Source organism: Aminobacterium sp. UBA4908 (assembly GCF_002398115.1).
In the GTDB taxonomy this organism is placed as follows: domain Bacteria; phylum Synergistota; class Synergistia; order Synergistales; family Aminobacteriaceae; genus Aminobacterium; species Aminobacterium mobile.
Genome location: NZ_DHCG01000002.1, coordinates 78108 through 94916, shown reverse-complemented (window position 1 = coordinate 94916; position 16809 = coordinate 78108). Strand labels below are relative to the sequence as shown.

General features: G+C 41.7%; 21 protein-coding genes and 1 tRNA gene. 18 read left to right on the top strand and 4 right to left on the bottom strand.

Features of this window, described 5'->3' with window-relative positions; translation table 11 throughout:
- The first annotated feature begins 9 nt into the window (after positions 1 to 9).
- The 14 genes from def (at position 10) to B4J50_RS01255 (ending at position 10411) form a co-directional block, all read left to right on the top strand.
- A complete protein-coding gene (gene def / locus B4J50_RS01320; RefSeq protein WP_024822190.1) occupies positions 10 to 510 on the top strand; it encodes a peptide deformylase in 501 nt (166 codons plus the stop codon).
- Positions 507 to 1442 (top strand): methionyl-tRNA formyltransferase, encoded by a 936-nt coding sequence (gene fmt / locus B4J50_RS01315; protein WP_286847624.1) that lies wholly within the window; start codon positions 507 to 509, stop codon positions 1440 to 1442. Before def ends, fmt begins: the two co-directional genes overlap by 4 nt.
- Positions 1435 to 2211 carry an ATP synthase gene (locus B4J50_RS01310; protein ID WP_024822192.1) on the top strand — a complete coding sequence of 259 codons (777 nt, stop codon included), beginning with the start codon at positions 1435 to 1437 and terminating at the stop codon, positions 2209 to 2211. Before fmt ends, B4J50_RS01310 begins: the two co-directional genes overlap by 8 nt.
- 41 nt (positions 2212 to 2252) lie before the next feature.
- Positions 2253 to 2471, top strand: a complete 219-nt coding sequence (locus B4J50_RS01305; protein ID WP_024822193.1) for a 4Fe-4S dicluster domain-containing protein — start codon at positions 2253 to 2255, stop codon at positions 2469 to 2471.
- A 24-nt stretch (positions 2472 to 2495) separates the two neighbouring features.
- Complete coding sequence (gene vorB / locus B4J50_RS01300) at positions 2496 to 3560, top strand: 3-methyl-2-oxobutanoate dehydrogenase subunit VorB (RefSeq protein ID WP_024822194.1); 1065 nt, start codon at positions 2496 to 2498, stop codon at positions 3558 to 3560.
- 13 nt (positions 3561 to 3573) lie between these two features.
- Positions 3574 to 4320: a thiamine pyrophosphate-dependent enzyme gene (locus B4J50_RS01295; RefSeq protein WP_024822195.1), complete on the top strand. Its 747-nt coding sequence runs from the start codon at positions 3574 to 3576 to the stop codon at positions 4318 to 4320.
- Positions 4321 to 4332: 12 nt separating this feature from the next.
- The gene (locus B4J50_RS01290) at positions 4333 to 4893 is read left to right on the top strand and encodes a 2-oxoacid:acceptor oxidoreductase family protein (protein ID WP_024822196.1); all 561 of its coding nucleotides are present in this window, start codon (positions 4333 to 4335) and stop codon (positions 4891 to 4893) included.
- Entirely contained in the window at positions 4894 to 5439 is a 546-nt protein-coding gene (locus B4J50_RS01285) for an NUDIX hydrolase (RefSeq protein ID WP_024822197.1), read from the top strand.
- 65 nt (positions 5440 to 5504) lie between these two features.
- On the top strand, positions 5505 to 6386 hold the full coding sequence (locus B4J50_RS01280; RefSeq protein ID WP_286847623.1) for a tyrosine-type recombinase/integrase: 882 nt from the start codon (positions 5505 to 5507) through the stop codon (positions 6384 to 6386).
- Positions 6387 to 6404: 18 nt separating this feature from the next.
- Entirely contained in the window at positions 6405 to 7238 is an 834-nt protein-coding gene (locus tag B4J50_RS01275) for a purine-nucleoside phosphorylase (protein ID WP_286847622.1), read from the top strand.
- Positions 7201 to 8541: a thymidine phosphorylase gene (locus B4J50_RS01270; RefSeq protein WP_286847621.1), complete on the top strand. Its 1341-nt coding sequence runs from the start codon at positions 7201 to 7203 to the stop codon at positions 8539 to 8541. The genes B4J50_RS01275 and B4J50_RS01270 overlap by 38 nt, the downstream gene beginning before the upstream one ends.
- Positions 8538 to 9479, top strand: coding sequence for a M23 family metallopeptidase (locus tag B4J50_RS01265; RefSeq protein ID WP_286847620.1), 942 nt, complete (start codon positions 8538 to 8540; stop codon positions 9477 to 9479). The genes B4J50_RS01270 and B4J50_RS01265 overlap by 4 nt, the downstream gene beginning before the upstream one ends.
- Before the next feature lie 19 nt (positions 9480 to 9498).
- Positions 9499 to 9993, top strand: coding sequence for an NUDIX hydrolase (locus tag B4J50_RS01260; protein ID WP_286847619.1), 495 nt, complete (start codon positions 9499 to 9501; stop codon positions 9991 to 9993).
- Between the two features lie 13 nt (positions 9994 to 10006).
- Complete coding sequence (locus B4J50_RS01255) at positions 10007 to 10411, top strand: translation initiation factor (RefSeq protein WP_286847618.1); 405 nt, start codon at positions 10007 to 10009, stop codon at positions 10409 to 10411.
- A 12-nt stretch (positions 10412 to 10423) separates the two neighbouring features.
- On the opposite strand, the gene B4J50_RS01250 is transcribed toward B4J50_RS01255, so the two are convergent.
- Positions 10424 to 10771 carry a nucleotide pyrophosphohydrolase gene (locus B4J50_RS01250; protein ID WP_024822204.1) on the bottom strand — a complete coding sequence of 116 codons (348 nt, stop codon included), beginning with the start codon at positions 10769 to 10771 and terminating at the stop codon, positions 10424 to 10426.
- A gap of 251 nt (positions 10772 to 11022) precedes the next feature.
- Positions 11023 to 11454: an OsmC family protein gene (locus tag B4J50_RS01245; RefSeq protein WP_286847617.1), complete on the bottom strand. Its 432-nt coding sequence runs from the start codon at positions 11452 to 11454 to the stop codon at positions 11023 to 11025.
- 90 nt (positions 11455 to 11544) lie between these two features.
- Between B4J50_RS01245 and B4J50_RS01240 the strand changes: the two genes are divergently transcribed.
- Together B4J50_RS01240 and B4J50_RS01235 are read left to right on the top strand one after the other, a co-directional pair.
- On the top strand, positions 11545 to 11979 hold the full coding sequence (locus tag B4J50_RS01240) for a hypothetical protein (RefSeq protein WP_024822205.1): 435 nt from the start codon (positions 11545 to 11547) through the stop codon (positions 11977 to 11979).
- A gap of 246 nt (positions 11980 to 12225) precedes the next feature.
- On the top strand, positions 12226 to 12933 hold the full coding sequence (locus tag B4J50_RS01235; protein WP_286847616.1) for an SAM-dependent methyltransferase: 708 nt from the start codon (positions 12226 to 12228) through the stop codon (positions 12931 to 12933).
- A 300-nt stretch (positions 12934 to 13233) separates the two neighbouring features.
- Here the strand turns inward: B4J50_RS01235 and B4J50_RS01230 are convergent.
- Positions 13234 to 13332 (bottom strand) — tRNA-Sec (locus tag B4J50_RS01230).
- A gap of 182 nt (positions 13333 to 13514) precedes the next feature.
- Between B4J50_RS01230 and B4J50_RS01225 the strand changes: the two genes are divergently transcribed.
- Positions 13515 to 14759, top strand: coding sequence for a Zn-dependent hydrolase (locus B4J50_RS01225; RefSeq protein WP_286847615.1), 1245 nt, complete (start codon positions 13515 to 13517; stop codon positions 14757 to 14759).
- A gap of 63 nt (positions 14760 to 14822) precedes the next feature.
- Positions 14823 to 15314, top strand: a complete 492-nt coding sequence (locus B4J50_RS01220) for a QueT transporter family protein (RefSeq protein ID WP_024822208.1) — start codon at positions 14823 to 14825, stop codon at positions 15312 to 15314.
- 31 nt (positions 15315 to 15345) lie between these two features.
- Here B4J50_RS01220 and cysS read toward each other — a convergent pair whose 3' ends face one another.
- The gene (gene cysS, locus B4J50_RS01215) at positions 15346 to 16767 is read right to left on the bottom strand and encodes a cysteine--tRNA ligase (RefSeq protein WP_024822209.1); all 1422 of its coding nucleotides are present in this window, start codon (positions 16765 to 16767) and stop codon (positions 15346 to 15348) included.
- Between the last annotated feature and the right edge of the window lie 42 nt (positions 16768 to 16809).

Sequence of the window (16809 nt, the reverse complement as noted above, 5' to 3'; positions counted from 1 at the left end):
GCGAAATTTATGGGAACGCTGCAAATTAGAAAATACCCTGACCCAATTCTTCGGCGTGAGACTGAACCTGTAGAAGAGTATGGGCCAGATTTAGTAGAACTTATAAACGAAATGAAAACTATTATGTTAGAAGAGGATGGGGTCGGCCTAGCCGGTCCACAGGTGGGGCTTCCCAAAAAAATAGCTGTTGTTTTTTACGAGGGTACGCTCTATGTTTTGATTAACCCTGTTCTTATTTCTAGTGAGGGCGAACAAGCAGGAGAAGAAGGATGTCTCAGCTTCCCTGGCATATATGGAAATGTGGTGCGCCCACGCAATGTTGTGGTCGAAGCCCATGACGAGAAGGGCATTAAGCGCACGTTAGAAGCGGACGGATTTTTAGCGAGAGCTTTTCTTCATGAGATGGATCATCTAGAAGGAAAGCTTCTCATTGATCACTTTTCCCCTCTTAAAAAAAATATTATTCGTAAAAGAATGCGACAACTGGAAAGGGATGAAAGGCAACGATGATCTCTTGGTTTATTGGGGCCGGTTCTTTCGCAGCTCTTTGTCTTCGTCATTTAACTACAGACTATGGTATGGCTTTCGATAAGATTATTACAAGTGAGCCAACACGGGGAGGACGAGGAATGAAAGAAAGACCATCTCTTGTGGAAGAGGTAGCCAAGGAACTAGGATTTCCAGTCTGTAGAACAGGAAAATTATCGCAAGATAACGGCTTAAAGGAAGCTTTGCTCGCATCTATGCCAGAAATAATTGTGGTAGTTGATTTTGGGCAGAAAGTTCTTGATCCTTTCCTTAGTGTTCCTCGTTGGGGTTGTTTAAATATTCATCCTTCCTTGTTGCCTCAATATAGAGGTGCCGCTCCAGTTCAACGTGCAATTATGGATGGATGTCAAGAAACAGGGGTTTCGGTCTTTAGACTTGTCGAGGAAATGGACGCCGGTCCAATCTTGGGACAAAAACGTATTCCTATCGATTCTCATATAACATCTGGGGAGCTTTTCCAGATTTTAGCCAAAGAAGGTGGCAATTTACTGAAAGTAGTTGTAAAATCATGTATCGATGGGAATAGTGAGGTAAGAGAACAAAATTCTAAATTAGCCTCCTATGCACCGAAAATAGAGAAAAGAGAGACTTATCTTGATTGGAATCAAAAAGCAGCACATTTTCATAACCTAGTCCGAGCCTTAAATCCCCAGCCTGGTGCATATGTGCTTGTTAAAGGGCGGCGGCTCAAAATATGGAAGACAGCTTTAGGCGATACTTTCTCTGGTTCCCCTGGGGAAGTGGTTGGCTTCCATGATGAGTTCCCAGAGATAGGGGTGAACGAGGGTTCTGTTCTTCTTCTTGAAGTCCAACCGGAAGGGCGACGTGTCCAGTCAGGAGCAGAGTGGAGTAGGGGTATCCATCTCAAGAAAGGGGACTATTTAGATGGCTAGTCACGAAGAGGTTCTAGCACGTCTTGTTGAGCGCTACGATTGGCCAAAAGCGGTAGCTGTGACAGGAGCCCTTGGTTCTGGAAAAACAGAGTGGGTACTTAATTTAGCGGTGGGACTTCAGGCTGCTGGAGATAAAGTCACGATTGCCGACATTGACATCATTAATCCGTATTTTTGTATCCGCCAAGTGTCTGAAACTCTCGAAAGTAAAGGCCTTTCTGTAATTACTATCCCTGATCAGGGAAAATGGTTAGATATGTCTCTTGTCACTCCTAAAGTTGATTGGGCCCTTCATGATGAAACAAGCCGTTTGCTTATGGATATAGGCGGAGATGCTGAAGGTGCTTTAGCTCTAAAACAATTCGAGCCTATCATAAAAAAAGTAGGCTATCGTTTAATTCTTGTAGTAAATTCTTTCCGTCCTCAGACCTCTACAATTTTTCGCATAAAGAAAATGATGGAAAAAATGGAAAATATTTGTGGCCTTGAAGTTAATGCCCTCATTTGTAATTCTCACCTTATGAAGGAAACGACAGTAGCAGATGCTGTAGAGGGTATTCAAACGGTAATTGAGGCTGGTCAAGCTTTGGAACTTCCCGTTCTATACGCAGGTGTGGATTCTACCCTTGCTTCGGCAGTGGAGAAAAAGTTGGATGATCTTTCTATCTCTGTTCCCATATGGCCTCTTTCCAGATATATGCTTCTCCCGTGGGAGGATGGCTATATGTGGTCAAGTAGAAAGTTAAATGAGGATAAATCCCATTCGTAGAAAACCAAACGTATTAAAAAGTGGAAGGGGTGTGTCTCGTAATGGCAAAGGGACGAATTCAGGTTCTTGAAGAGTATTGCAAAAGCTGTGGGCTTTGCGTAGCTGCCTGTCCCGTCAAAGTTCTCCGAATATCGGAGAAGATCAATAGTAAAGGGCACAGACCGGTGGAGCAGTTCAAAGAAGGGTGCATTGGATGCGCTATGTGTGCAACTACATGCCCTGATGCCGCGATCGAAGTTTATAAGATCGTTGAAGGCTAACGTTTTTCTGGAGGTGGAAAACTTATGGGACGAGTGCTAATGAAAGGAACTGAAGCCATAGCGGAAGCCGCTATTCAGGCTGGCTGTAAGTTCTTCTTTGGATATCCCATCACGCCGCAAAATGAGATTCCCGAATATATGTCTGCTCATCTTCCGGAAGTTGGCGGGACTTTTGTTCAGGCAGAGAGCGAAGTAGCAGCTATTTACATGATCATGGGTGGCGGTGCTACGGGACATAAAGTGATGACGACCTCTTCTAGCCCTGGTATCTCCCTTATGTCTGAAGGGCTAACATATATGGCTGGTTGTGAGATTCCGGCTGTTATAGTGAATGTTATGCGTGGTGGGCCTGGCTTGGGCGGAATCCTTCCTTCTCAAGCAGACTATCTTCAGGCCACAAAGGGCGGGGGTAATGGAGACTATAATTTGATCGTTCTAGCTCCCAGCACGTTGCAGGAAGCAGTAAACTTGACCCAATTAGCTTTTGAGCTATCACAGAGATACAGGAATCCTGTTATGATGCTTGCCGACGGCTTCATGGGGCAGATGATGGAAGCTGTGGAAATAAAGCCTTATACAGATAAGGATATTCCTGACAATACTACATGGGCTCTCGGATATATGGAGGAGCGAAAAGGGCAAAAAAGTGCCCTGAAGAGTTTATATCTCTCTCCTGAGGCTCTGGAAGATCACAACATCAATCTTCAGAAAAAATATGCACTCATCAAAGAACGAGAAGTTCGTTGTGAATCTTACCTAACAGAAGACGCCGAACTTGTTATAGCTGCCTATGGAACTACTGCCCGTATTTCTCGCTCTGTTATTAATAATCTTCGTCAAGAGGGGCATAAAGTAGGACTGATTCGTCCTATTACCCTTTGGCCATATCCCTACGCAGAGTTTAAAAAACTGCCTGGATCTGTCAAGCACATTTTGGTAACAGAAATGAACTGCGGTCAGATGATAGATGATGTCAAAGTCGCAACAGAGAGCAAAATACCTGTGTCTTTCTATGGTCGAACAGGTGGCATGTCGCCCTCTGTTAAGGAAATTGAGACTCAGTGCAGGAAATTACTCGGTCTGGAGTAGGGAGGGATATGTAATGAAAGAAGTTAAAGTGTATGAACGCCCCAAAACATGGATGCCTGAGGTTCATACTCACTATTGCCCTGGCTGCGGACATGGAATAGCTCACCGTCTTATATGTGAGGTTATAGATGAACTTGGTATTCAGCAGGATGTTATTGGAGTAGCGCCAGTAGGCTGTGCTGCCATGATGTACGATTACTTTGATACTGATTTTTGTGAGGCAGCCCACGGTCGTGCACCAGCAGTCGCTACAGGATTGAAACGAGTGCGTCCCGATAAAACAGTTTTTACCTATCAGGGAGATGGGGATTTAGCCTCTATCGGTACAGCTGAAATAGTACATGCTGCAAATCGGTCTGAGAATATCACAGTGATATTCATAAATAACGCCATCTACGGCATGACCGGTGGACAAATGGCACCTACAACTCTTATTGGACAGAAAGCTACAACGTGTCCATTGGGGAGAGATCCCAAGGTAAACGGATATCCCATTAGAGTCTGTGAGCTGCTAAACGCATTGGCGGCACCTGGCTATATAGAGCGTGTCACAGTAGCTCAGCCTAAATACATTATTAAAGCTAAACAGGCTATAAAAAAGGCCTTCCAGTACCAATTAGATGGCAAGGGCTTCTCTTTTGTAGAAATTCTCTCTTCTTGCCCCACAAACTGGGGGATGCGCCCAGTGGAAGCTTTTGAGTGGACTATTAACAGTATGATGCCATACTATCCTCTCGGTTTATTTAAAGATTACGAGTAGGGGGCGGGATGAATGACAAAGATCGATAAAAGTCTTATAGCCGCTGGTTTTGGAGGGCAGGGGGTTATGGTTCTCGGCCAGCTTGTTGCGTATACTGGGATAGAAGAAGGAATGCATGTGACATGGATCCCTTCCTACGGGCCTGAAATGAGGGGTGGGACAGCTAACTGTGGCGTGGTGCTGAGCAGCGAGGAAATAGCCTCCCCTGTGGTAGCAGAAGCTGATGCTGTCGTTATTATGAACCAGCCTTCTCTAACAAAATTTGAAAAATTTGTTAGAAAAGGCGGTGTCCTTCTTTATAATAGCGATCTTGTTACATACGCTGCTCCTCGAAAAGATATCACTGTCATTCCAGTTCCTGCAAATTCAGTAGCAATAGAACTCGGGAGCGATAAAGTAGCGAATATTGTAGCGCTAGGTGCCCTCGTAGAGGCTACTTCTATAGTTAACCCTCTTGTATGCATAGAGACGATTAAAGAAAAACTGGGGAAGAGAAAACCTAAGTTCCTTCCCATGAATCTCGAAGCCTTTGAAAAGGGAAGGGAAATAGTCAGAAAGGTCCTTGGAAAGTAAATGGGTGCTATCGAAAAAGTTCTATCACGAAATCTTATCTATCGTGGGAAAATTATAGACCTTCGTATAGACAATGTTCAACTTCAATCTGGTCGGAAAACAATCCGAGAGGTAGTGGAGCATGAGCCTGCAGTAGCTATCATTCCTCTCACGGAAAAGAATGAAGTGCTTCTCGTACGGCAATATCGTCATCCTCTTGGAGAGGATATCCTTGAAATTCCTGCAGGTATTGTTGAAGAAGGTGAAACCTTTCGAGACACTGCGGAACGAGAATTGCAGGAAGAGGTGGGATATCGTCCTAATGACCTTGTAGAAGTTGGCAAGTTCTATACATCTCCAGGTTTTAGCGATGAAGTGATCGTTGTTTTTGTAGCTAGGAAACTAGTTCCATCTATTCTTGATGGAGATGAAGACGAGTGCATTGAAGTCGAATCTGTTCCTCTCAATGACGTGCCAGAACTTTTAGGTAGCGGAAAGATTAAGGACTGTAAAACATTTGCCGGGCTCTCATGGCTTCTTTATAAACATAGCCGGAGAGAAATATAGAGGCCTAAGAATGTAGGGGCTGGTAGATCCAGCCCCTACTTGTTATATTTATATGAGTGATATCAATGAATAATAATTATGTCCAATTACTAAATGATTTTCTCGATTATTTGTTCCTCGAAAGAGGTTGTAGCGAAAATACAATCTTAGCTTATCAGCGTGACATTACTGTATGGGTGAGTTTCTGCGAAGAAAAAAGACTTTCCCCCTTCCCACCCACTCTCAGCGCATTAGAAGGGTATCAAAAGAAACTAGCGTTAGAGGGTAAAAAACGTTCCACACAACAGCGATCTATAGCAGCTCTTCGTTCGTGGTTCAAATATTTGGAAATGGAAGAATTAATTGATGAAGAGATTGAACTCCCCACTCTTCCCTTTAAGGGGAAAAATTTGCCTCGCATCTTGAGCGAAGGAGAAGTGGAAAGAATTCTTCATGCTTGTGCAGGAGATACATTTCTTGAAGTACGAGACAGAGCACTTTTGGAGACTGCGTATGGATGTGGATTAAGGGCGAGCGAACTGTGCTCTTTGCAAATAAAAGACTTAGATTTTTCTAGTAAAACTCTTCGTGTCTTGGGCAAAGGGAACAAAGAAAGAGTGATCCCTTTTCTGGGAGAAGTGAGCCGAAGAGTGCAGCTATATGTAGATGCATTCCATAAATCTATCTTTGCGCCAGAGCTTTTTCTCTCTGTAAACGGGAAACCTCTTCAACGAGTGGATATATGGCGGATAATTAAAAAGAGAGGGAAAACTGCAGGTATTCCTTCCAGTCGTCTTTATCCCCATATCCTCAGGCATTCCTTTGCTACCCATTTGCTACGAAGAGGAATGGATTTGAGAACCTTGCAGGAGATATTGGGGCATGCCTCTATTGCTACAACAGAAAAATATGTTCATTTTGACCTGGAACTCAGAGACATATATGATAAGGCTCATCCAAGAGCTTAATTTTTAGGAGGTGCTGAAATGGATTATAAGAGAAAAGTTCTTGAAGCCTTAACATACATCAAAAAAAGAGTGACAACACAGCCTCAGGCAGCACTTGTTCTTGGTTCTGGATTGGGAGGACTTGCTGACTCTATCCAGCACCCAGTCATCATACCGTATAAAGAAATTCCTGGTTGGCCTATTTCCACTGCTCCTGGTCATGCAGGTCGCCTTGTGTGTGGCTTCCTCGGCAACGTCTATGTTGCTGTTATGCAGGGGCGGGTGCATTTTTATGAAGGTTACTCTATGCAAGACATTGTTTTCCCTGTACGTGTTTTAGGTGAGTGGGGGATCCCTTATTTTATCGCCAGCAACGCTTCTGGAGGGATCAACCTTGGATATGTCCCTGGCGATTTAGTCATGCTCTATGATCATATTAATTTTATGGGAGTTAACCCACTCGTAGGTCCAGTTTTCTCAGAGAAAGAAGAGCGGTTCCCAGATATGTCTTATGTTTATGATAGAGACCTGTTGGATATAGGAGAGGCAGTGGCGAGAGAAGAGGGTATAACTGTAAGACGCGGCGTTTACATTGCTTTTTCAGGCCCATCCTATGAAACCCCAGCAGAAGTGCGCATGTGTAGAACTCTTGGGGCAGATGCTGTAGGGATGTCTACTGTACCTGAAACCATAGTTGCTCATGCTATGGGAATGAAAGTTTTCGCGCTGTCTTGTATAGCTAATTATGCGGCAGGTATTACAGCGCAAAAACTATCGGAAGAGGAAGTTATTAGAGAAATGGGTAAAGCTACAGGTGCGTTGACCACTCTTCTTCGTGGCCTTCTTGCTAAAATCGGAGTGGGAAATGTTTGATATTTTACGATTTCTTGAAGATAAAAGAGATGGCAGAGCTCATTCTCCAGAAGAACTTAAGACTTTTGTAGAAAAATTTTATCAGAGAAGTATTCCAGACTATCAAGTAAGTGCTTGGCTTATGGCAGTGTTTCATCAAGGACTCTCCCAAAGCGAGCTTAGGTCCTTTACTGAGGTTTTGGCTTCTTCTGGTCATAAAGTAGAGTTCCCTTCTGATATTAAAATTGTAGATAAACATAGTACAGGTGGCGTGGGGGATAAGACCACCCTTGTAGTAGTTCCACTTGTTGCCGCTGCTGGCGTTTCAGTGGCTAAACTTTCAGGACGAGGATTAAGCTTTACAGGTGGGACAGTAGATAAGCTGGAAGCTATACCTGGCATGAATGTGCATCTCTCTCTCGAAAACTTTATAGAACAAATACACCATATTGGATGCGCTATTTCAGGTCACTCTCTAGAACTTGCACCAGCAGAGGGGCTTTTTTACACTCTTCGAGATGTAACGGCCACTGTGCCGTCTCTTCCTCTTATTGCCAGCAGCATCGTGAGTAAGAAATTAGCGGGAGGAGCCTCTCGGTTTGTTTTTGATGTAAAGTGCGGTAAGGGAGCTTTTATGACAGATCTAGAAGAGGCTAGAGCTTTAGCGCAAATGCTTGTCTCTCTCTCAAAATCTCTTCGTCGGGAAAGTATGGCATTGATCACGGCAATGGATCAACCTTTAGGGCGATGGGTAGGGAATAGTATGGAGGTATTGGAAGCCATAGAAACCTTACACGGACGCGGTCCCGCTGATACTGAAACCCTTTGTTTGCATCTCGCCGGAGCTATGCTTTATTTGGGGGGAGGAGCAGAAACTTTTGCAGAGGGGCTTTGTCAATGTAAAAAAGTATTGAAAAATGGAGCAGCCTTGCAGAAGTTCAAAGAACTTATTCAGGCTCAAGGTGGAGAAGCAGCGGTATGTGATACCCCTGAGCTTTTCTTGAAACGAGCCCCATTCGAGTATGTTATTGCTGCAGATCGCGATGGGTACCTCAACTCTATAGATGCTCGGCAGGTGGGGGAAGGAATTAAACGTCTTGGTGGCGGAAGGGCGACAAAGGAAGATATTATAGATCTATCTATAGCTATAGAAATATGTGGAAAAATAGGAGATTTTGCAAAAAAAGGAACTTCTTTACTTAAAATATATTACTCTGAGGAAGGGAAACTAGAGCAGGCTTTACCTTTTTTTCAACAGGTAGTTTCTATATCTCAAAAGAAACCTGTGCCACAAAAACTTATAATGGAGATTGTTAACGCATGAAATCTAATTTCTTTCATTATTCATACATATCTATCGTTAAAGTGTTAGCTCTATCTTTTTGTTTGTTATTTGGATCGGTTTCCATTGCCCAAGGGCGGGAAATAACCGTTTCGTGCCCACTTGACGTAGAAATTGGAGTCCCTTTCCTTCTTTCTATTACAGTTCTGGAAGGCCCTGTTTCAGGAGAAGTTGTGTGGTGCGACCAAATTATCCCTTTCGAACTCTTGCCTTCTTCATCAGAACAGAGGAAGGATTTCCTTTTAGGGACAAATGTAAGGACGGCTTACCCTGGGAAAGCTACTTTGATTGTAAAAATAGTGGCAGAAGGGGAGCAGAAACACTTGGAGTTCCCCTTGATAATAAAGGCGAAAACCTATCCAGAAGAACATCTTACTCTCCCTAACCATATGGTAACGCCTCCAGAAGCAGCATTGCAGAGAATAGCGAAAGAACGTGTAGAAACCCGTAAAGTGCTCCTTCACATTAACAAGGAATCTCACTGGGAGTTACCTCTCTTCAAACCAGTAGATGGCGCAGTTACCAGCGTATATGGCAAGAGAAGAGTTCTTAACGGGAGGCCTTCAAGTCCTCATGCTGGCGTGGATTTTAGAGCAGCTCAAGGAACTAAAATAAAAGCCGCTCTTGGTGGTGAAGTAGTGTTGGTGGCTGATCATTATTTTAGTGGGCGTACTGTTTTTATAGACTCTGGTTCTGGTGTTATTTCTATATACGGGCATCTATCCAGGCCGTATGTAAAAAATGGAGATTTCATTAAAAAAGGGGACGTCATAGGCGAGAGTGGGCAAACAGGGCGAATAACCGGGCCTCATCTTCACTTTTCTCTATCCCTTCAAGGGCAATTAGTAGATCCAGCACCTCTCTTTTTATTAGATCAAGAACCAATTGTTTCTCGGAATCAAAAATATTTTTTAGAATAGAAGGCAGGGAGGCTTTTGTATGAACATGTGCGACTATGCCTATAATTCTATAGTAGTTTTTTGTTTCATTATCGAAGGGAATAGGCTGTTGCTTATCCATCGAGAGCAAGATCCCTACAAAGGAACTTTAACAGTGCCAGGCGGGAAGAAAGAGCGAGGGGAAAGTATATCTCAAGCGTGTATACGAGAGGTACGAGAAGAGACCGGACTTGTCCCATGTGCTTTAGAACTGGCAGGAGTTGTTCATAACTATCAAGAGGGCGAGGGGCATGAAACGTTAACATTCTATTTTACTTGCCATTCTTTTTCGGGAGAACTTCGGAGTGGAGAAGAGGGGAGAGTGGAATGGTACGATATAGATGCGAGTTTCGCTCTTAAAGATACAAACCTTCACTATTTACAAATAGCCCCCTTTGTATTTGCGAGAAAGGGAAAACCGTTTGAGGGGCAGATTGTAACTTTAAAGAATGGAGAAATTATACGGTCGACCCTAGACTACTTAAAAGATATTTAAAGAGGCGAAACATATGGCGAGGAAAAAAAATAATGAATACAAGCTAGATAACGAACCTTTATATAATAATCCTTTCCGTTCTCTTTTAGGTGAATCGGAGTTGTCTTTAGAAGAAAAGAAGCACAATGACGAAGTTGAGGAAAATTTTCTCTCTCGTCAGGATGTTTCTCTCGGGGAGATTTTAAAGGGGAAAATAGTTCTTAGAATTGAGAAAAAAGGACGTTCTGGGAAGACGGTTACGATTGTAGAAACCCGTTCAGGGACTCTTGAAGAAAAAAAAGTTTTGGCCCGTTGTTTGCGCAGAAGCCTTGGATGTGGTAGCACAGTAGAAAATGACCTCATAGTAGTTCAAGGAGATCAGCGAGACCGAATTAAAAAAATTTTGGAAGAAAAGGGGAGCAAAAATATATCCCTTTAACTGTATCGCTTCTTAAAGTCGGTTGTATTTCGTGGCTTTACCTTTTGAAAGAGCGACGGGGTATTTTATCCCATTTTTTTCTATTTTATTGTTTACAGCCTTCTCTAAGTCAATAGAAAGCTTGTCACAAATACGGAGGAGATAAATGGCTATATCAGCAACTTCTTCCTCAACGAATATCTTATCTTCTTTTTTGGCTATTTCGTAAGATTCTTCTTCTGAGAGCCACTGGAACAGTTCTACCAATTCGCCTGTTTCACCAGCTAGAGCCATCACTAAATTTTTAGGGGAGTGGAATTGCTCCCAATCTCGTTCTGCGGTGAAAAATCGCAAGCGTTTTTGTATTTTTTCTACATCCATATAGAATAACCTCCATAAAAAAACGATAAGAGAGAGGGATATACTCCCTCTCTCAACTAGACTTAACTTAACATTATAAGAATACCATAGAAGAGTGAAGGGGGAAAATGGCAACAGCATGTGAAAGACCTTTTAGAAATGTTGCATCTACTAAATTTGCAACACTTAGTGGATTAGTAGCGTACTTCGTATGTATTTTTTGTACTAAGGCTGCTAGCTGTTAGAAAAAACGATTTAGTTTTAGCATAACTTTATACCTTTATAACTCTGGATTTTGTACTAATCTCAATACTTTTTTTTAATGTTATCCATACAGGAGATATTTTTTCTGCTTGCAATATTGTATTTTGAAGATCTAATTCACTAGCGTCACTAGATTCTAAAATAGCTTCAAAATCGATCCTTTGGAGCGATAAAGGTTGAGTTCTATTTATGCCTATTGCATTCATCCTGAATCCCGAGACATTTCTCCCCATTTTCCTCAATAAATACACAATCGTTGTACTTACGCATCCTGCAAAACCCATTAGTAATAATTCGAGACCTTTATAACCTCGTCCATCACCTAAAGGGGGCAGGTAATCAAAAATAATCGGATGGTCAGGATTAGTTTTTGATACGCCATTAAATTGAACTTTTTGATTTGTTAGTTTTACATTTACTTCTGACTGGTTATTATTCACATTAATTCCCCTTCCTTTAATTGACTAAATTTTATATTGCTACAATAAGATCATTTGTAAAAAATAAAAAACAAATATGGAGGCTCTATTATGAATCTAGAAGAAAAATTAAAGATGTTACAGTTGTGTTATGTTGCTGCTCTTGCTGATTCAACCTTACGATATAGTAACGAGGGGATATTAGAGAAAATAACGGAACAGAAGCGCAATGAACAAATGGAAAATGGAGCGATGTTAGCTGGAAAATTTGGTGTCCAGGATCCTAAACGAGCATTTGTAAATGTACAAAGTTTGTTTGGTTGTGCCAGTTGGAATTGTGAAGATGTTGCAGATGGTTTTTTTGCAGTGAATATGAGTTGTACGTTGTGTTCTATGTGTAAAAAGATGGGAACAAATAGTCCGTGTCAACTCTTTTGCCTCTCCCCAATAGAGGCTATGATTAGGAGTATAAAACCTGATTCTACTTTTTCTATTCGAAAAACGTTATGGAATGATGATAAATGCATTGTCAAGGTAGGTTTATAAATAGATTAATCCTGTTTTAGATAAGAAGTGTATTTTAATATATTATTACATTACAATACATTCAAAAAATATTATTTGCTCAAGAATGGTCGATGCAAGATATTTTATGCTCGTTGAATTTAATATATGGTGTTCGCTAGATTTAGAAGGTATCAGTCAGACGAGGTGAAAGAGTCAGTCGAGCCTTTCTGTTCTGTTTTGAAAAAAGGAGGAAACAACCCTACAAATAAGAGAGGAATGTAAAAAATGGAAACCAAAAGAGAAGATTTATTTACTCGGGAATTCTTACTTCAAAACATGATGGGACCTAATTGTATCAGAATTCTTGATGAGCTTTTAACTTCAGTAGAATTACATTCGGGGATGCGTGTCTTAGATTTGGGTTGCGGCAGAGGACTAACATCAATTTTTCTAGCAGGGGTATATGATGTTGAAGTATTTGCTACAGACCTATGGATTGATGCGACAGAAAATTATGAACGGTTCAAGCTTGTTCAACTTGACCATAAAATTATTCCAATTCATGCAGATGCTCACGAATTGCCCTATGCTAAAGGTTTTTTTGATGCGATTATTAGTATAGATGCATATCACTATTTTGGTGCTAAAAGAAGCTTCTTAGACGAATATATAGTCCCCTTAACTAAAAAAGGTGGCATTATAGCAATTGCCGTTCCTGGATTGCAAAAAGATTTTTTTAATGATGTTCCTGAAGTATTGAGACCTTATTGGCAAGAAGACATGAATTTTTATTCAAGAAGTTGGTGGCATTCTTTATGGGAAGAGTCTGAGAAGGTGAAAATAGAGCAGAGCCTATCTTTGTCTTGCCATGAAAAAGCATGGGAAGATTGGTTAGAATGTGACAATCCACACGCGAAAAGAGATATAGAAATGATGAAAGCTGAAAATAACCAATATTTTGACACCATAGGGTTAATAGCAACAGTAAAATGAATAACATATCGATAATGTTGCATATAAAAAAACAAAGACAAACTTTTAATGGCTATAGTTTACACTGTGTCCAGTCCATAGCCCGTTTTCGCTTGTCATAGAGCGGGAATGATGATAAAGAAAAGCCGACTACCATATGAATTTTCACCCTCCTTTCTTCACCTTTTTAATCACAACTTAACTACACTGTGGTAAGTGTGTGTAGCAATGTGTGTAGCAAAGTGTTTATAAGGCTTTAAGGGTGCAAATTCCAGTAATCGGCTTCTGAAAAGTCTGTAATATCAAGGCTCCATAAAAAAATGGCGGAGGCGTGTGAGAATCGAACTCACCAAAGACAGCCAACGCCGCCTCTCGGCCGGATTTGAAGTCCGGGGGCCCCACCAGGAACCATTCGCCTCCACAGAACAATTGATAATTGTAAATGGGAAAAGCAAAAAAGTCTAGGTGTGGTGAGGGGGTATAATACTTTTAATTGTTCCTTATGCAAAAGTTACTTCGTGCTCAATTTTCGTACTCTTATAAAACGACCTTTAGTATGGCATAATTTCTTGAAAATAATTATAAGAATTGGGGAGTAGATTATGTTTGAAGCTAATGTCCGTAGAATACAGCAAGATTTGGAGACCATATCGACGTTTACAGCTACACCTGGCAACGGAATTACTCGTTTCTCTTTTACGGATGAAGATCGAAAAGCAAGAGATTTTATCTGCTCTAAAATGAAAGAAGCAGGTTTGCATGTATATACCGATGCCGCAGGAAATCTTTTTGGTAGAAGAGAGGGTTTAATAGGCCAAGGCCCAATAGTTATGGTAGGGTCTCATTTCGATTCAGTTCGTAATGGCGGCATGTTTGATGGCCTGGCAGGCGTTGTGACAGGATTGGAAATAGCGCGGATTTTACATGAGCACAATATCCAAACTCAATACCCTATAGAATTTGTAGCCATGATAGAAGAGGAAGGATCTCGCTTTGGCGCTGGACTTTATGGAAGTCGAGCTATGGCTGGTCAAGTGTCTCAAGAAGAGCTGGATGGCTTTTATGATGAGGAAGGGGTTCCCCTTCAAGAAGCATTGCAAGAGTTTGGTTTAACTCCTTCTCGTCTTAAAGAAGCGATAAGGCAACCTGAAGATTTAAAAGCATTTATTGAACTTCACATAGAGCAGGGACCCGTATTAGAAACTGAATCTATGGAGGTAGGTATAGTAAATACTATTGTTGGTATTACACGGTATGACATAGAAATTACAGGTCGTGCCGATCATGCGGGGACCACACCCATGCATATGAGAAAAGACGCTCTTTTGGCAGCTTTGGAAGTGGCACGTGACGTTCACCATGCAGCTTCTGAAAAAGGGGAGGGAACGGTGGGAACTGTCGGGAAACTGGTTGTTTATCCAGGTGGATCTAATATTGTACCGGGCAAAGTGCTTTTCACTGTAGATATACGCTCTACGGAGCAGAAAAACATAGAGAATGTGGTTTCTCGAATGAAAGATACTCTTAATAGAATAGAGAAAAGTGAGGGATTTACCATTCAAATAGAGCAGAAACTTCTTATTCCTCCCGTGCGTCTTTCGCGAGAAATCCAGACCTATTTTATAGAAGAAGCGAAAAAGCGGGGAATACGTTATCGTTCTATGGTAAGTGGTGCTGGCCATGATGCCATGATTATGGCGGATCTTACAGAAGTAGGTCTTATTTTTGTTCCAAGCAAAGATGGACGTAGCCATTGTCCAGAGGAGTGGACGGATTATGAGCAACTCAAGAAAGGTGTAGATGTTGTTTTAGGAACAGTGATGAAAATAGCCAAGGCAATAGTATAGGTATTTAATGAGGGGATATATACTTTAACGATTCCTGGGTAACTTTTGTTGGAGGAAACAATGATGAATAGAAAAGTGAAGCAGTTTTTTAACGTTAAAACTATAGTTATTTCGAGTTTAATAGCAGCAATTTATGCAACATTGACGATCCTTCTGGCTCCCATCTCTTATGGCCCTATACAAGTCAGGGTATCTGAGGCCCTTACTCTTTTACCATATCTTTGGGTAGAGGCAATCCCGGGGCTTTTTATAGGTTGCCTCATTTCTAATTTTGTCGGGGGGTTCGGTTTAATAGATGTTGTTTTTGGAAGCATTGCGACTCTTGCCGCTGCTGTTGTTACCAGTCGTATGCCCAATCCCTACATGGCAGCAGTCCCTCCTGTGGTGTTCAATAGCCTTATCGTAGGGGGATATTTATCTGTTCTCGCAAAAATGCCTTTTACGTACACGGCCCTGTATGTAGGATTGGGAGAAATAATAGCATGCGGGTTCCTCGGCATTCCGTTGGTTATCTTTCTTGAAAGGAAAGTATTAAAGCGCGAGGGGAAAGATTAAATCCCTCCCCTGCGCTTTTTTATACCACTTATTAAAGTTCTTTTTTCCACTTCGTTCCTTCTGGAGTGTCCTCTAGAATAATACCTTTAAGAGCTAATTTATCTCGAATAGCATCGGATTTAGCAAAGTCTTTTGCTTTCCGGGCATTGGCTCTTTCCTGAATAAGACGTTCTATTTCTGCTATATCTATGTCCCCGCTTGAGCCCTCAGATTCTAGATTGATAATACCCATGATAGAGTCAACTTTTTTAAAAAATGTTTCTATAGCACTGCAAGCCTCGGGGTCTAGGGTATTATTTTCTTTCAAGTATGTATTGGCGAGGCGTACGACCTCAAAAACGGAGCCAAGCGCACCTGCTGTATTGAAATCATCGTTCATTTCTTCGTGGAATTTAGAGTCAGCTTGGCGAATTTCCTCAACGAAAGCCCGCGTACCTTCTTTTTCTTCTTGTGCTCTAGTCTCTTTAGCGTACTGTAGGTCGGACCAGCAGTTTCTTAGCCGCTCTACTGCACCAGTTGCCTGGTTAAGTCCCTCTTCGGAAAAGTTAATAGGGGAACGGTAGTGAGCACTTAACATGAAGTATCTGATAGCTAAAGGGGAATATTTCTCTCGAGCTTTTCTTACTGTAAGAAAGTTCCCTAAGGACTTAGACATTTTTTCTTTATCGATAAGCAGATAACCGTTGTGAAGCCAGTATTTCACGAATTGTTGCCCCGTCGCTGCTTCTGCTTGAGCGATCTCGTTTTCATGGTGAGGGAAGATAAGATCACTTCCACCTGAGTGGATGTCAAAACTGTCCCCTAAATATCTCGTAGACATAGCGCTGCATTCGATATGCCATCCAGGGCGTCCCAATCCCCACGGACTTTCCCATGCTGGTTCCCCGGGCTTTTGCTTTTTCCAAAGGACGAAATCGAGAGGGTGGTGTTTCTGTTCGTTAATATCGATTCTTGCTCCTGATTGTAGCTCTTCAATACTTTGTTTGGAAAGCTTTCCATACTCAGGGAAACTTTCTACACTAAAAAATACATCTCCATCGACTACATAGGCATGTCCTTTATCTACTAAGGTTTTTACCGTTTTTACAATGTCTTCCATATGTTCTGTAGCTCGGGGATGAATGGTGGCGCGATGGACACCGAGAGCATCCGCATCTTCAAAATATTCATCGATAAAGCGATTAGCGAGCTCTGCAACAGAGATACCTTCTTCATTAGCTCTTTTTATCATCTTGTCGTCAATATCGGTAAAATTCTGTACGAAAACTACGGAGTACCCTAATTTTTCCAAATACCGTCTAAAAACATCAAAAACTATGAAAGGGCGAGCGTTACCAATATGGAAATAATCATAGACTGTCGGTCCACAGCTGTAAAAGCCAACTTCCCCTTCCTTGAGAGGAACAAAGGGCTCTTTTTTTCGTGTTAGATCATTGTATAGAACAAGACTCACTCTATCCACCTCCAATTGCTAGAATACATTATAATATGGTGT

Coding starts and splice junctions, on each gene's coding strand:
- B4J50_RS01235 (WP_286847616.1), top strand. CDS start 12,226: ATGGAAACCAAAAGAGAAGATTTATTTACTCGGGAATTCTTACTTCAA.
- B4J50_RS01275 (WP_286847622.1), top strand. CDS start 6,405: ATGGATTATAAGAGAAAAGTTCTTGAAGCCTTAACATACATCAAAAAA.
- B4J50_RS01220 (WP_024822208.1), top strand. CDS start 14,823: ATGAATAGAAAAGTGAAGCAGTTTTTTAACGTTAAAACTATAGTTATT.
- B4J50_RS01280 (WP_286847623.1), top strand. CDS start 5,505: ATGAATAATAATTATGTCCAATTACTAAATGATTTTCTCGATTATTTG.
- B4J50_RS01260 (WP_286847619.1), top strand. CDS start 9,499: ATGAACATGTGCGACTATGCCTATAATTCTATAGTAGTTTTTTGTTTC.
- fmt (WP_286847624.1), top strand. CDS start 507: ATGATCTCTTGGTTTATTGGGGCCGGTTCTTTCGCAGCTCTTTGTCTT.
- B4J50_RS01290 (WP_024822196.1), top strand. CDS start 4,333: ATGACAAAGATCGATAAAAGTCTTATAGCCGCTGGTTTTGGAGGGCAG.
- def (WP_024822190.1), top strand. CDS start 10: ATGGGAACGCTGCAAATTAGAAAATACCCTGACCCAATTCTTCGGCGT.
- B4J50_RS01310 (WP_024822192.1), top strand. CDS start 1,435: ATGGCTAGTCACGAAGAGGTTCTAGCACGTCTTGTTGAGCGCTACGAT.
- B4J50_RS01265 (WP_286847620.1), top strand. CDS start 8,538: ATGAAATCTAATTTCTTTCATTATTCATACATATCTATCGTTAAAGTG.
- vorB (WP_024822194.1), top strand. CDS start 2,496: ATGGGACGAGTGCTAATGAAAGGAACTGAAGCCATAGCGGAAGCCGCT.
- B4J50_RS01240 (WP_024822205.1), top strand. CDS start 11,545: ATGAATCTAGAAGAAAAATTAAAGATGTTACAGTTGTGTTATGTTGCT.
- B4J50_RS01250 (WP_024822204.1), bottom strand. CDS start 10,771: ATGGATGTAGAAAAAATACAAAAACGCTTGCGATTTTTCACCGCAGAA.
- B4J50_RS01255 (WP_286847618.1), top strand. CDS start 10,007: ATGGCGAGGAAAAAAAATAATGAATACAAGCTAGATAACGAACCTTTA.
- B4J50_RS01295 (WP_024822195.1), top strand. CDS start 3,574: ATGAAAGAAGTTAAAGTGTATGAACGCCCCAAAACATGGATGCCTGAG.
- B4J50_RS01225 (WP_286847615.1), top strand. CDS start 13,515: ATGTTTGAAGCTAATGTCCGTAGAATACAGCAAGATTTGGAGACCATA.
- B4J50_RS01285 (WP_024822197.1), top strand. CDS start 4,894: ATGGGTGCTATCGAAAAAGTTCTATCACGAAATCTTATCTATCGTGGG.
- B4J50_RS01305 (WP_024822193.1), top strand. CDS start 2,253: ATGGCAAAGGGACGAATTCAGGTTCTTGAAGAGTATTGCAAAAGCTGT.